Raw genomic sequence first — 14,257 nt, forward strand, 5'->3', positions numbered from 1 at the left:
CCTGCCGCTCAGCAGGCGCGGCGCCCGCCGGGCCGGCGCCGCCGGGCCCCCGCCAGGCACGGATGAACGCCGCCCGAACACCGGCTTTCCGCAGAGAACTCCCCGGCCGGACAACCGTCGCACCGACGCATGGCGTCTATCCCTACTAAAGAGGTATAAATAGAGGTGTTACTTCGACATCCCTGATCCCGGAAGGCCGCCCGTTATGCAGACGCTCGTCCTCCTGGGTTTCGTCGGCCTGCTGGCGCAACTCATCAACGGCAGCCTGGGCATGGGCTACGGGATCAGCACGACCAGTGCGCTGCTGGTCATCGGCACGAGTCCCGCGCTCGCCTCGGCCACGGTCAACCTCTCCCAGGTCGGCTCGCAGATCGCCTCGGGCTTCGCGCACTGGCGCTTCGGCAACGTCGACTGGGGGGTGGTCTGGCGCATCGCGCTTCCCGGCGCCCTGGGCTCGTTCGTCGGCGCCGTGTTCCTCAGCCGCCTGTCCACCGACGCCGCCGGCCCGCTGATGTCGACGATCCTGCTCGTTCTGGGCGCCTATCTGCTGGCCCGGTTCACCTTCCGCGACCTCCCGCACCCCGACCTCAGCCGCCCGCTGCGCACCGTCTTCCTCGCCCCGGTCGGCCTGTTCGCCGGGTTCATGAACTCCACCGGGGGCGGCGGCTGGGGCCCCGTGGGAACCTCGGCACTCCTGGCCAGCGGGCGGCTGGAGCCGCGCAAGGTCATCGGGTCGATCAGCGTGGGCGAGTCGGCGGTCGTGGTCGCCGGCAGCATCGGCTTCGCCGTCGGCCTCGGGTTCGGCGGCATCAACATCACCTGGGTGGTCGTCCTGCTGCTGGGCGGACTGCTGGCCGCGCCCATCGCCGCCTGGCTGGCCAGCCACGTGCCCGCGCGCATGCTCGGCTCCCTGGTGGGCGGGCTGATCATCTTCACCAACACCCGGGTCCTGCTGGATAGCGAGGCCATCGGCGCCTCCGCCGGGGTCTCGCTGGCCGTCTACTGCGCGGTCGCCCTGGGGTGGGCGGCCGCCGTCGCCTGGTCGCTGCGCGCCCACACCGTCGAACGGCGCATGCGGCGCGCGGCCGCGGCGCCCGAGCACGTCGGCGCCACCGAGGCCGCCGACTGAGCCCGTCCGGCGGGGGCGACCACGCGCCGCCGCCGGGGCTGTATCCGAAACCGCGTTTTCGGCCCTGGCTACAGGGAAGATGGCAGACGCGCGCCCATGCCCGACCCACCTGCCGCGGCCGGTGCCCGTCCCCTCGCGCCACGCACCCCGCTCGATCCGCGGCCCCAGGCCGCAGGCGCGTGGAGAGGCGGGACCGACCGGCGCAGCGCACCGAGGCGAGACGGAAATGGCGACACCAGCAACCGGCGCGAACGCCCCGCCGCCGAGCGTTCCGACGCGCCGCCGCAACGCCGAGCTGGTGATGACGCTCTTTCGCGGTAGGCGTGTTCGCACTGATCCTGAGCCTGGCCGGCCTGCAGGTCGACGGCCGCGTCCCCGACCGGTTCGCCCTCTACACCTGCGTCTTCGGCGGGCTCGCCGCCACAGCGCACATCGCCGTGCGCTTCCTGGCCCCCTGGACCGACCCCCTGATCCTGCCGCTGGCCACCGTGCTCAACGGAATCGGCGTGGCCGTGATCTGGGGACTGCACGCCTCTGCGGGCGACGGGCCGCACGAGTCCGACCGGCAGCTTCTGTGGACCGCACTGGGCATGGCCGCCTGCATCGCGGTCCTCGCGGCCGTCCGCCGCCCGGCGGCGCTGCAGGGCTACCGCTACATCACCCTCATCGGCGGGCTGGTGCTGATCATGCTGCCGATGCTGCCCGGCGTCGGCATCGAGGTGTTCGGTGCGCGGCGCTGGATCGGCTTCGGCGGCTACACCGTTCAGCCCTCGGAGTTCGCCCGCATCCTGCTGATCGTCTTTCTGGCCGGCTACCTCGGCCACAAGCGCGACGTGCTGGCCCTGGCGGCGCGCCACCTGCGGGTGGGCGAGGTGAAGGTCTTCAGCCTGCCGCGGATGCGCGACCTGGGGCCGATGACCGCCGCCTGGGGCGTGGCCCTCCTCCTCCTGGTGGGCACCCGCGACCTGGGCACCTCCCTGGTGCTGTTCAGCGTCTTCCTGGCGATGCTCTACGTCGCCACGCGGCGCAAGTCGTGGGTGGGAATCGGCCTGGCGATGTTCCTGGCGGGGGCGACCGTGGCCTGGCAGGTCTTCTGGCACGTGCGCCAGCGGGTGGCCATCTGGCACTCCCCGTTCGACCCGGACGTCTACCGGGCGGTCGGCGGCAGCCGCCAGCTGGTACAGGGCCTGTTCGCGCTGGCCGACGGCGGTCTGACCGGGATCGGGTTCGGGCACGGCCGCACCGCCGGCCTCTTCGCATCCGACAGTGACCTGATCCTCGTCTCCGTCGGCGAGAAGCTGGGCCTGGCGGGTCTGATGGCCGTCGTACTGATGCTGCTCCTGCTGGCCGAGCGCGGTTACCGCACGGCTCTGGTCTCGCGCGACATATTCGCCAAGCTGACCGCCTCCGGAAGCGCGTTCTTGCTGGGCTTCCAGGTGTTCGTGGTGCTGGGCGGCGTAACGCGGCTCATCCCGATGACGGGCATGACCACGCCGTTCTTGTCGGCGGGCGGCTCGTCACTGGTCTCGACGTGGATGATCATGGGCCTGTGGCTGCGGCTCAGCGACACCGCGCGCCGCCCCAGCTCCGCCGTGCCCAACCGCGACTCCGCCGGCATGCCCGAAGCCGGGCAGCGGCCGGGCCGAACGTTCTTCCCGTCACCCTGAAGGCCGCCCGGCCAACCAGTAGGCGCGCCACTGCTCGGGGGTCAGCGAGCGCGGGTCGAGGCCGTCGGCGCGGGCGGCCGCCTCGGCCGCGCGGACCCGGCCGTCGAAGCGCCGTGCCGCCGAGCGCAGGTCGATCTCTGGGTCGGCGCCGCGGCGCCGCTCGTCGGCGACGCCGGCGAACAGCTCACCGCCGCCCTCGCCGTCGTCGCCCACCAGATCGTCGGGCACCCCGTTGCTCACCGCCCGCTTCTGCAGCTCGTAGGCCAGCAGCGCGGCGGGCTGACCGAAGGGCACGCCCTCCAGCACGGAGTCCCCGCGGCCCTTCTCGGCGCGCTCGGCGGCCTTGATCTCCTCCCAGTTCGCCCGGACGTCGTCGGCGCCGCCGACCTCCGCGCCGCCGAAGACGTGCGGGTGGCGGCGGGTGAGCTTGTCGACGATGCCGGCGGCGACGTCGTCGATGGTGAACCCGTCGGCGCCGCGCTCCTGGGCCACCCGGGAGTGGAAGACCACCTGCAGCAGGACGTCGCCCAGCTCCTCGCGCAGAGTCGCCAGGTCGCCCTGCTCGATGGTCTCCAGCGTCTCGTAGGCCTCCTCGATGAGGTACTTGGCCAGCGAGGAGTGCGTCTGCGAGGCGTCCCACGGGCACTCCCGCCGCAGCACGTCCATCACCTCGACCAGGTCGAGCACCCGGCTGCCGGGCGCGGCGCCGCCGGTGCCGCCCGCATCACCGCCCGCTGCACCGCTCGGCCCGGCGCCGCCGTCCGGCTGGGTCCCGCCGCTGTTCGGGTTCATGGCTCGGTGGCCCCTTCCGCTCCCAGACTCCCCGACTCCTACGGACTCCCCGGCTTCCGGCACTCGGCCCTCAAACGCTCTCGGCCGGCAGCCAGCCCCCGGAGCGCAGCGCGGAGAGCACCTCGGCGACCGACTCGCCGACTGAGCGGCCCTCGGTGTCCAGCACCAGCTCGGCGTCCTCCGGCTCCTCGTAGGGGTCGGAGATCCCGGTGAACTCGGGGATCTCGCCCGCCCGCGCCTTGGCGTAGAGGCCCTTGCGGTCGCGCGCCTCGCACACCTCCAGCGGGGTGGCCACGTGCACCAGGAAGAAGTCGCCGACCTCCTCGACCATCGCGCGCACCTCGGCGCGCGTGGCGGCGTAGGGCGCGATCGGCGCGCAGACCGCGACGCCGCCGTGGCGGGAGATCTCGGCCGCGACATACCCGATCCGCCGCACGTTGAGGTTGCGGTCGGCGCGGGAGAACGTCAGGCCCGCCGAGAGCATGCGGCGTACGACGTCGCCGTCGAGCAGCGTGAGCGTGCGCCCCGACCGGCGGATGCCCTCGGCCACGCCGCGCGCGATCGTGGACTTGCCCGAGCCCGAGAACCCGGTGAAGAAGACGGTGAGTCCGCGCTCGGTGCGCGGCGGCCGGATGCGCGCCAGCTCCGCGGCCACGCGCGCCGGGGTGAACCACGCGGGCAGCGCGAGTCCCCGCGCCAGCGTCTCCTCGACCTCCGCCTCGTCCGGCAGGTCGGCGGCCGCCTCCGGCGCCACCTCGCCGACCGGGCGCCACTGCTCCTGGGCGGTGTCGTAGGCCCAACCGGGGGCGGCGGCCACCGGGATCGGGGTCTCCTCCTCGGCGCCGGCCGACGGCGCGGAGTCGAGGACCAGGAGGCGCGTCGCGCCGTAGGCGGCGGCGACGTGGGCGTGCAGCAGGACGCGGCGCCCGAGGGCCGGCCCGGCGGCGCCGTCGGAGCTCCAGCGGGGCAGGGTCGCCACGACGAACCGGGCGGGTGCGGGCAGCAGCGGCTCGGCGGCCAGCACGACCGGGGCCAGGCCCTCGGTCTCCAGCGGGGCGTCGATGATCACCAGTACCTCGGCACGGTCGTCGCCGGCCAGCTCCTCGGCGGCGGCGCGGATCTGGTGGAGCTCGCGGTGGTGCAGGGGCCGGGCCGTGACCACGGCCAGCACCGGGACGCCGCCGTCGCCGGCGAGTTCGCGCTGGCCGCGGATCTCTCCCGGCGAGAGGCGCAGGTGGCGCAGCGCGCCGTAGACGGGAGGCTGGGCGAAGCGGACCTCGCCGGCCAGCCGGTGGCCGGGCGCGGCCGCGCCGTCGCCGTCCTGGGCACCGGCCCACCAGCGCTGCCCGACCCGCAGTTCGGCCAGCGGCGCCCCCTCGGGGTCGGTGAGCGTCAGCCGCTCGGCGTCGGCGAGCTGGTCGGGCACGGGCAAAGTGACCGGTACCGGCCACGGGGTGCCGTCGGGCAGGCGGCCGCGCTTGGCGACCGAGGAGGCCTCCTCGCGGGTCATGAACCCGGCCAGCGGGTAGGCGCCGTTCAGGATCAGCTCCAGATGGGCCAGGCTCACCGGATCGGGCGCGAACACCGGTGCCGCCGCCTCGTCCCCGCTGCGGTCACTGCTGTCGCTCAACCCGGCCTCCCCGTTCGTCTGCGCTGCCACACCGTCTGCGCTGCCGCATCTGCGCAACAGCGTATTCGGGGATGCGTGTGGACGGCATCCCGCCACCGCCCGCGGGCGCCCCGACGAGGCGCGCCGCGCGGGTCGGCGGTGCCGGCCGCCCGCGCGACCGCCGGGAACACCCGGGGCGGCGAAGGCGTTAGCGGTATTGGTCGTGCAGGACAGCGACCGACAGGCCGTCCCGGTACGGCCCGCTCCAGCGCGCCCGGCAATCGGGCGTGCACAGGTCCGTACGGTTCCGTCGACCGAACCGGCGGGGGTCCCGTGCGCCTTCGGCGCAGCCCGCCGACACGTTCTCCGGACGACCGCGCCCCGACCGCCGCCGCATGCGCGGCCCGACGGGCAGAACGGACAGACATGACCCGGACCACATCCCGGATACCCGACTCCGTGCACCCGCGACCGGCGGGCGGCGTAGGCTTGCCCATGGGGAGTACGACCACCCGCCGCGGCCCGCGCACCGGTCCTCGGCGGCTCGCGGCCGATGCCCTGCACACGGCCGCCGCATCCGCCGGACACCCGCTCCCCCGACCGCGCACCGCGGAGCGCAGCACGGCCGAATCCCTGTCACAGCCTTCCCTCTGGTGATATGAGCCTTACCGGACTTCTCTCGGTCGTCGCAGACGACCCGGCCCTCAGCCAGGCGGTCGAGACCGCCCGCATCGGCCATGACCCGCACCTCGACCTCGTCGCGCCGCCGTCGCTGCGCCCGTTCGTGATCGCCTCGCTGGCCGCCGGCGCCCCCGTGGGCGCCGAGCGGCCGGTGCTCGCCGTGACCGCGACCGAGCGCGAGGCCGGCGACCTCGCCGAGGCGCTGGAGTCCCTGCTACCGGAGAACTCGGTCGCCCTGTTCCCCGCGTGGGAGACCCTGCCGCACGAGCGCCTGTCGCCGCGTTCGGACACGGTCGGTCAGCGCCTGGCCGTACTGCGCCGCCTGGCCCACCCCGACCCCGCCGACCCGCTGACCGCGCCGCTGCGCGTCGTCGTCGCACCGATCCGCAGCGTCCTGCAGCCGCTGGTGGCCGGGCTCGGCGACCTCACGCCGGTGCGCGTGCGCCCGGGCGACGAGGTCGAGCTGGAGGACCTGGTCCAGTCGCTGGTCGACGCCGGCTACGCCCGGGTCGACCTGGTCGAGAAGCGCGGCGACATCGCCGTGCGCGGCGGGATCCTGGACGTGTTCCCGCCCACCGAGGAACACCCGCTGCGCCTGGAGCTGTGGGGCGACCAGGTCGAGGAGATCCGGTACTTCCAGGTCGCCGACCAGCGCTCGATCGGCGAGGGCGACCAGTCCGAGGCGGCGTCGGGGCTGTTCGCGCCGCCGTGCCGCGAGCTCCTGCTCACCCAGCCGGTGCGCGAGCGCGCCCGCGAGCTCGCCCAGCGGTATCCGGCCCTCGCCGAGGTGCTGGACAAGCTCGCCGAGGGCTCCTCCGTCGAGGGGATGGAGGCCTTCGCCCCGGTCCTGGCCGAGCGCATGGAGCCGCTGTTCAACTACCTGCCCGAGGGCGCGCACATCGTCGGCTGCGACCCCGAGCGCATCCGCACCCGGGCCCTGGAGCTGGAGGCCACCAGCCGGGAGTTTCTGGACGCGTCCTGGATCAACGCCGCGTCCGGCGGCGAGGCGCCCATCGACCTGGGCGGCTCCGCGTACAAGTCCATCGCCGAGGTCCGCGCGGACGCCGACGCGCTCGGGCTGCCCTGGTGGTCGATCTCGCCGTTCGACTCCGGCTCCGGCGCCGCTTCGGCCGAGTCCACGGACGACGGGGGCGGCCGCGGCGGCGACGCCGGACTGGAGATGGGCGCGTCGGCCGCCGACACCTACCGCGGCGACACCGAGCGCGCCCTGGCAGACGTGAAGTCGTGGCTGCACGACAGCTGGAGCGTCGTGCTGCTGACCCCCGGGCACGGGCCCGCCGAGCGGCTCGTGGCCATGCTGCGCGACGCCGGCCTGGGCGCGCAGCTGCGCTCGGAGGTCGACACCCCGCCCGACCGCTCCGTGGCCACGGTGGCGACCGGCGTGATCGAGCACGGGTTCGTATGGCGCTCGGTGCGGCTGGTCGTGCTGACCGAGACCGACCTGGCCGGTCAGCGCTCCTCCACCCGGGACATGCGCCGCATGCCCAGCCGGCGCCGCGGCACGGTCGACCCGCTGCAGCTGAAGTCGGGCGACTACGTGGTCCACGAGCAGCACGGCGTGGGCCGCTACATCGAGATGGTCAGCCGCAACATCCAGGGCGCCACCCGCGACTACCTGGTCATCGAGTACGCGGCCACCAAGCGCGGCCAGCCCGGCGACCGGCTCTTCGTGCCCACCGACCAGCTCGAAGAGGTCACCCGCTACGTCGGCGGCGAGGCCCCGACGCTGTCCAAGATGGGCGGCGCAGACTGGTCCAAGACCAAGAGCCGCGCACGCAAGGCCGTACGCGAGATCGCCGGCGACCTCATCCGGCTCTACAGCGCCCGCCAGGCCTCGCCCGGGCACGCCTTCGGAGCCGACACGCCGTGGCAGCGCGAGCTTGAGGACGCCTTCCCCTACGTCGAGACCCCCGATCAGCTCGCCGCGATCGAGGAGGTCAAGCAGGACATGGAGAAGCCGGTGCCGATGGACCGGCTCATCTGCGGCGACGTCGGATACGGCAAGACCGAGGTGGCGGTGCGCGCCGCGTTCAAGGCGGTGCAGGACGGCAAGCAGGTGGCGGTGCTGGTGCCCACCACGCTGCTGGTCCAGCAGCACATGTCCACCTTCTCCGAGCGCTACGCCTCCTTCCCCGTGACGGCGCGTGCCATGTCGCGCTTCCAGACCGACAGCGAGGCCGAGGCCACCCGCGAGGGCCTGCGCAGGGGCGAGATCGACGTCGTGATCGGCACGCACCGCCTGCTGTCCAGCGAGACCAAGTTCAAGAACCTCGGCCTGATCGTCATCGACGAGGAGCAGCGCTTCGGCGTCGAGCACAAGGAGACCCTCAAGCGGCTGCGGACCCAGGTCGACGTATTGGCGATGTCGGCGACGCCCATCCCGCGCACCCTGGAGATGGGCATGACCGGCATCCGCGAGATGACCACCATCCTCACACCGCCGGAGGAGCGCCACCCGGTGCTCACCTTCGTCGGGCCCTACGAGGAGAAGCAGATCGCGGCCGCCGTCCGGCGCGAGCTGATGCGCGAGGGCCAGGTGTTCTTCGTGCACAACCGGGTGGCCTCGATCGACAAGGTCGCGTCGTCGATCAGCCGGCTGGTGCCCGAGGCCCGGGTGGCGTACGCGCACGGCCAGATGAACGAGCAGCAGCTCGAACGCGTCATGATCGACTTCTGGGAGAAGAACTACGACGTGCTGGTCTCCACGACGATCGTGGAGTCGGGGCTGGACGTCCCCAACGCCAACACGCTGATCGTCGACCGCGCCGACACCTACGGCCTCTCGCAGCTGCACCAGCTGCGCGGGCGCGTGGGGCGCGGTCGCGAGCGCGCCTACGCCTACTTCCTGTACCCGCCGGAGAAGCCGCTGAGTGAGACCGCGCACGAACGGCTGGCCACGGTCGCCCAGCACACCGAGACCGGCGCGGGCATGTACGTGGCGATGAAGGACCTGGAGATCCGCGGCGCGGGCAACATCCTGGGCGCCGAGCAGTCCGGCAGCATCGCCGGAGTCGGGTTCGACCTGTACGTGCGCATGGTCGGCGAGGCCGTGCGCGAGCTCAAGGGCGACCCGAACGCGGGCGCCGAGGAGTCCGAGACCAAGGTCGAGCTGCCGATCGACGCCCACATACCGCACGACTACGTGCCCGGCGAGCGGCTGCGGCTGCAGGCCTACAAGCGCATCGCCGGCGTCGGCAGCGAGGAGGACATCGCCGCGGCCCGCGAGGAGCTGGTGGACCGCTACGGCCCGCCGCCCGAGGCGGTGGCCAACCTGCTGGAGGTCGCCCGGTTCCGGGTGCTGGCCAAGCGCGCGGGTCTCACCGACGTCGTGCTGCAGGGCAGCCAGATCCGGTTCGCGCCGGTCGAGCTGCGCGAGTCCCAGCGGCTGCGGCTGCGGCGGCTTTACCCCAAGGCCGTGTACAAGGAGCCGGCCCAGACCCTGCTGGTCCCCGCACCCAAGGCGGGTGGCCTGGGCGGCCGCCAGTTGCGCGACCTGGAACTGCTGACCTGGTGCCGCGAGCTGGTGGGGGCCGTCTTCGAACCCGGCAAGCAGGACACGGCCGCCTCCGCCTGACCCGGGGCCGCGCTCCGGCTTCGGGTACACCGGAAGCGCGCGACCGCCCGGAAACGGCGCGCCGCACCCGGCGCCGGCGCTCACGCGGCGGCGAGCCGGGGGGCGGCGCGTTCGCGCGCCCGCACTCCACCGCCGTACCCCGGTGCGGCGACCGGCCGGTCTTGCGCGTGGATCACCGGCACCCGGCCGCAGGGCGACTACTCTTGGTGTTTTCTGCAGCACTGGTAGTGGTATCCGGGAAGGGAGCGGGCCGGTATGGACACCTCCGCCGAAGGAGACCTCGCGCACGCGGCGGCCACACTGCGGCGCCGGTGGCGGCTCGTGGCGGCTTGCGCCCTGGCCGGACCGCTGCTGGCCTCGGGTGCGCTCCTGGCAGTGCCGCCCACCTACACCTCCACCACGGCCGTGCACGTCCGCCCCACGGGCGTCCCCGAGATCACCGGCGAGCAGGCGGGCCGCACCAACGGCGAGGTCAATCTGGACACCGAGGCGCAGATCGTGCAGTCGGCCGAGGTGTCCGCGGCGGCCGCCGAGCGGATCGGGCACGGTGCCGATCCCGTCGAGCTGCGGCGCGAGGTCGAGGTCAGCGTGCCCCCCAACAGCAGCGTCCTGCGCATCTCCGCGCCCGGCCCCGACCCCGCCGAGGCGCGCCGCGCCTCGGCCGCCTTCGCCGGCGCCTACCTCGACTACCGGGCCGACCAGGTCGACCGGCAGATCGGCGACACCCTCTCCGCCCTCCGCGACGAGGCCGACTCCCGGTACGCCGAACTCGACCGACTCTCCGCGGACGGCGGCGGCCTTGAGCAGGGCCGCATCACCGCACTGCAAAACGAGATCACCGAACTGAACAAGGAGATCCACCCGCTCGCGGCGCTGCGCTCGTCGGTGGTTCCCGCGCAGGTCATCACCCCTGCCACCACGCCCGAGCAGGCGGCGTCACCGGTCCCGGCGGTGTGGCTGGCCGCGGGCGGCGCGCTGGGGCTGGCGGCCGGACTCGCGGCCGCCTTCGGCGCCGATCGGCGCGACCGCGGGCTGCACAGCGTCCGCGACGCCGAGCTCGCCGCGGGTGTTGCCGTACTGCTGCGCGCGCCGCGTCCCGGCGGCCGCGCGCGCGGTGGCGAGCGGGCGCGGGCGCGAGCGCACCAGGAGGCCAACCGGGCCGCGCTGAGCCTGGTCGCCGGACTCGGCCGCTACGGCGGCGACCGCCCCGGCGGCGCGGTGGTACTCGTGCCGGGGATCAGCGGCGGATCGGCGGCTGCGGCGGCCGAGGAGCTCGGCGCCGCCCTGGCGCGCGTCGGCACCGACGTACTGCTGGTCCGCGCCGACCCGCCGTCCGCCGAGGCGCGCGACGGAGCCGAGTCCTCGCCGGCCGGGGCGGGTCTGGCCGACGTACTGCTCGGCGGAGCCGACCCCGCCGCGCTGGAGCGCCGCACCGCGGCGGCGCCCGGCCTGCGCATCCTGGACTACGGCGGCGCCGACGCGGCCGGCGTGCTGCAGCGTCCGGCCACGGCCCGGTTGCTGGAGCGGCTGCGCGAGCAGGCCGACGTCGTCGTGGTCGCCACCGCGCCCACCGCCGAGCGCGCCGACGCCTACGCACTGGCCCGCTGCGCCGACGCCGTCGTCCCGGTCGTCGAGCTGGACACCGACCGCGTCGGCGCCCTGCGGTCGGCGCTGGAGGCGTTCGCCGCCCTCGGCGCCCGCGTCCCGGGCGCACTCGTCGCGGAGTCCGCCCGGGCCCGCAAGGGGAGGCCGCACCGCGGCCGCCACGGCCGAGCGGGCGACCGGACCCGCGCGGCGGAGGAGCCCGCCACCGGAACGGGGGAACCGGACGCGGCCCACTCGGCCTGCGCACCGCACGGTTCGCCGGCCGGGTTCCCCGGCGAGGACCGGCAGGACGGCACCGATCTCACCCTGCAGCGCTGATCGGGATGCCCGCAAGCCCGCCTCCCGGCACCGCCCGGAGAACCCGCCGCCGCACCGGTCGGCCGACCGGCGGCGCCGCGGCGGCCCGCACGGTCGCCCGGAGAAGGACGAGACGATGAGCCGGCGGTCTCCGCAGCCTCCGGCGGAAGCCGCCGGCGCCGCACCGACGGCCGCCGCACCCTCCCCGACCGGACCGGGGTCCGCCGCCGGCGGACCGCGGCCGCGGTGCCTGTTCGCCCCGGGCCAACCGCTGATGTGGCTGCTCGCCGGTTACCCGCTGTGGTGGGTCCTGGGCCTGGGACGGTTCGCCTTCGTCGTGTTCGCCCTGCCCATGGCGGTGGAACTGGTGCGCCGCCACCGCGCCGACGGCCTCCGGCTGCCTCCGGGCTTCGGCCTGTGGGCGCTGTTCCTGCTGTGGTGCGCAGCCGGGCTGAGCCTCATCGGCACCGCGCCGCCGGGCACGCTGCCCGACAGCGGCGGGATCCTCGGCGCACTCGTCCGGCTGGCCGTCTACCTGTCGCTGACGGTCCTGCTGCTCTACGTCGGCAACCTGAGCCGCCGCGAGCTGAGCGACCTCGCCGTCGCGCGGGCTCTGGGCTGGCTGTGCCTGGCCACCGTCGCCGGCGGCCTGCTCGGGATGGCGGCGCCGGACTTCGAATTCACCGCGCCGACGGAGCTGCTGCTCCCCGCGGGCCTGGCGGCCGACCCCTATCTACACGAGCTCATCCATCCCGCCTCCGCTCAGGTCATGGAGGTACTGGGCTACGAGTCGCCGCGGCCCAAGGCTCCCTGGGAGTACACCAACACCTGGGGGAACATGCTCTCCCTCCTGCTCGTGTGGCTCCTGGCGGGCTGGCTGCGGTGGCGCGAGCCCGGGGGTGAAGGCCCGGGACCGGCGCTGCGTACGCGCGCCGACCTGCTCCGCGCCTGGACAGCGGGCACCGCCGTCGTCCTCGCGGTCGCGCCGGTCGTCTACTCGCTGAACCGCGCGGTGTGGGCGGGCCTGGCGCTGTCCCTGGGCTTCGTCCTGGTCCGGATGCTGCGCCGGGGCCGGGTGGTCGTGGTGGCGGCGGTGAGCGCCGCCGCCTGCGCCGCGCTGGCCGTCGCCCTGCTGTCGCCGCTGATGGACATGGCCCGGGAGCGGTTGGACAACCCGCACAGCGACGACGGCCGCGCCGCCGCCAGCGTCGCCGCCGTACAGGCCGCCAACGCCTCGCCCGTCCTGGGCTGGGGCACCACCCGCGACATGGCGGGCAGTCCGCAGTCGATCGCGATAGGACCCTCGCCGGAGTGCCCCGGCTGCGGCGGCCACACCATCGGCAACAACGGGCAGTTCTGGCTGCTGCTGGTCGCCAACGGGTGGGTCGGCGCGGCGCTGTTCCTTGCCTTCTTCGGCCAGGCGGTGTGGCGCTACCGGCGCGACTCGGCGGTGCTGGGCACCGCGGCGCTGCTGTCGGTGCTGCTGCTGTTCTGGTACATGTTCTTCTACGTCGCGCTCGCGGCGCCGCTGGCCGTCACCATGATCGCCGTCGCCCTGCTGTGGCGGCGCTCGGCCGAGGACGCCGCTCCCGCGCCGGGAGGTGCGCGGTGAACGGCGAGACCACGTACCTGACCGGTCTCGCCGAGGTGCTGTGGCCCTGCGGCGGCCTGCTGGGGCGCGGCGAGCCAGGGACGGTCCGCGGCGGGTCGGCGCCCGACGGCGACGGCCGCGCCTACCTGCCGGTCCCGTCGGCGCACAACCCGCGGATGATCCTGCCGGCCGGCAACCGCTACGCCGCGGCCCGCGCGGTCGGCGCCTTCGCTCAGCGCCATTCGCTTCGGGAGCGGCTGCGTGCGGCGGCCCTGACTGCGGCCTTCGCCAGCGGGCTGGCGCCGCTGCTGCTGCGCGACCGGCTGCACGTGGGACCGGGCCACACCGTCGAGCACGAGCTGTCGGCGGCGCTGGACCGCCGCGTGGTCATCGCCGTCCACGTCGGTCCGCCGCGCGCCAATCGGAAGCCGGTCCTGCTGCTGCTCACCCCGGCGGGCCGGACCGTCGGCTACGCCAAGATCGGGGTCAACGAGCTGACCTCGCGGCTGGTGCGCGCCGAGACCCGCGCGCTGGAGCTGCTGGCGGAGTCGCACCTGCGCGACATCACGGTGCCCCGGCTGCTGCACGAAGGCGAGTGGAACGGCCGCCCGCTGCTGGTGCAGGACGCGCTGCCGGTCGGCAACCAGACCGACCGGCCCACGCGCCGCCAGCTGCTGCGCTGCGTCGTACAGATCAGCGGTCTGGAACCGGTGAGGGTGCTCCAGCTGTCGCTGAGCCCCTACCGCGCCGCGCTGGCCGAGCGGATCGCCGCGCTGGGCGGGCGCCCCGAAACCGCGCCGCTGCGCGCGTGCCTGGACGCGCTGCCCGACGCCCGGCTCCCGTTCGGCGCCTGGCACGGCGACCTGACCCGGTGGAACATCGCCGGAACCCCGCGGCGCGCCTTCGTGTGGGACTGGGAGCGCCTCGCCTTCGGCGTGCCCGTCGGCTTCGACGCTCTGCACTACGAGCTGAACGAGTGCGTCCAGGACGGCGTACACCCCGGTGTGCACCGCTGGCTGGACACCGGCGCCCGCCTGCTGCGCGACCCGCTGATGACCGGAGCAGGGTTGGTGCCCGGCACCGAGGCCACGGTCATGGCGCTGTACCTGCTCGACCTGGCGACGCGCTACCTGCAGGACCGCCAGGCCGAGGCGGGGGGCAGCCTGGCGGCCGTCGACGACTGGCTGCTTCCGGCACTGTCCGGACTGCGGGACCGCGCCGCCCGCGAGATCGGGGCGGCCGGATGAGCCGCACCGGTCCCCCGGCGCCCGCGCCGCCGAACACGCACCGT

8 protein-coding genes are annotated in these 14,257 nt (G+C 74.5%); 6 read left to right on the plus strand and 2 right to left on the minus strand.

Annotated elements, in window-relative coordinates; genetic code table 11:
* The first annotated feature begins 205 nt into the window (after positions 1-205).
* The gene (locus ABEA15_RS21190; RefSeq protein WP_344142360.1) at positions 206-1,129 is read left to right on the plus strand and encodes a sulfite exporter TauE/SafE family protein; all 924 of its coding nucleotides are present in this window, start codon (positions 206-208) and stop codon (positions 1,127-1,129) included.
* Positions 1,130-1,452: 323 nt separating this feature from the next.
* Positions 1,453-2,796 (plus strand): FtsW/RodA/SpoVE family cell cycle protein, encoded by a 1,344-nt coding sequence (locus tag ABEA15_RS21195; protein WP_345558520.1) that lies wholly within the window; start codon positions 1,453-1,455, stop codon positions 2,794-2,796.
* On the opposite strand, the gene ABEA15_RS21200 is transcribed toward ABEA15_RS21195, so the two are convergent.
* Both ABEA15_RS21200 and cysC read right to left on the minus strand, forming a co-directional pair.
* Entirely contained in the window at positions 2,788-3,588 is an 801-nt protein-coding gene (locus ABEA15_RS21200) for a MazG family protein (RefSeq protein WP_425579429.1), read from the minus strand. The two genes, ABEA15_RS21195 and ABEA15_RS21200, sit on opposite strands and share 9 nt — an antisense overlap.
* 70 nt (positions 3,589-3,658) lie before the next feature.
* Positions 3,659-5,218, minus strand: coding sequence for an adenylyl-sulfate kinase (gene cysC / locus ABEA15_RS21205; protein WP_345558522.1), 1,560 nt, complete (start codon positions 5,216-5,218; stop codon positions 3,659-3,661).
* 637 nt (positions 5,219-5,855) lie between these two features.
* On the opposite strand from cysC, the gene mfd reads away from it, so the two are divergent.
* From mfd to ABEA15_RS21225, 4 genes are all read left to right on the plus strand, one after another.
* Positions 5,856-9,473 carry a transcription-repair coupling factor gene (mfd, locus tag ABEA15_RS21210; protein ID WP_345558524.1) on the plus strand — a complete coding sequence of 1,206 codons (3,618 nt, stop codon included), beginning with the start codon at positions 5,856-5,858 and terminating at the stop codon, positions 9,471-9,473.
* A gap of 255 nt (positions 9,474-9,728) precedes the next feature.
* A complete protein-coding gene (locus ABEA15_RS21215) occupies positions 9,729-11,396 on the plus strand; it encodes a Wzz/FepE/Etk N-terminal domain-containing protein (RefSeq protein WP_345558526.1) in 1,668 nt (555 codons plus the stop codon).
* A gap of 253 nt (positions 11,397-11,649) precedes the next feature.
* Positions 11,650-12,987 (plus strand): O-antigen ligase family protein, encoded by a 1,338-nt coding sequence (locus ABEA15_RS21220; RefSeq protein ID WP_345558528.1) that lies wholly within the window; start codon positions 11,650-11,652, stop codon positions 12,985-12,987.
* Positions 12,984-14,213 (plus strand): phosphotransferase, encoded by a 1,230-nt coding sequence (locus tag ABEA15_RS21225; RefSeq protein WP_345558530.1) that lies wholly within the window; start codon positions 12,984-12,986, stop codon positions 14,211-14,213. Before ABEA15_RS21220 ends, ABEA15_RS21225 begins: the two co-directional genes overlap by 4 nt.
* Positions 14,214-14,257: the final 44 nt, after the last annotated feature.

The organism is Streptomonospora halophila, from assembly GCF_039542725.1.
Classification (GTDB): Bacteria; Actinomycetota; Actinomycetes; order Streptosporangiales; family Streptosporangiaceae; genus Streptomonospora; species Streptomonospora halophila.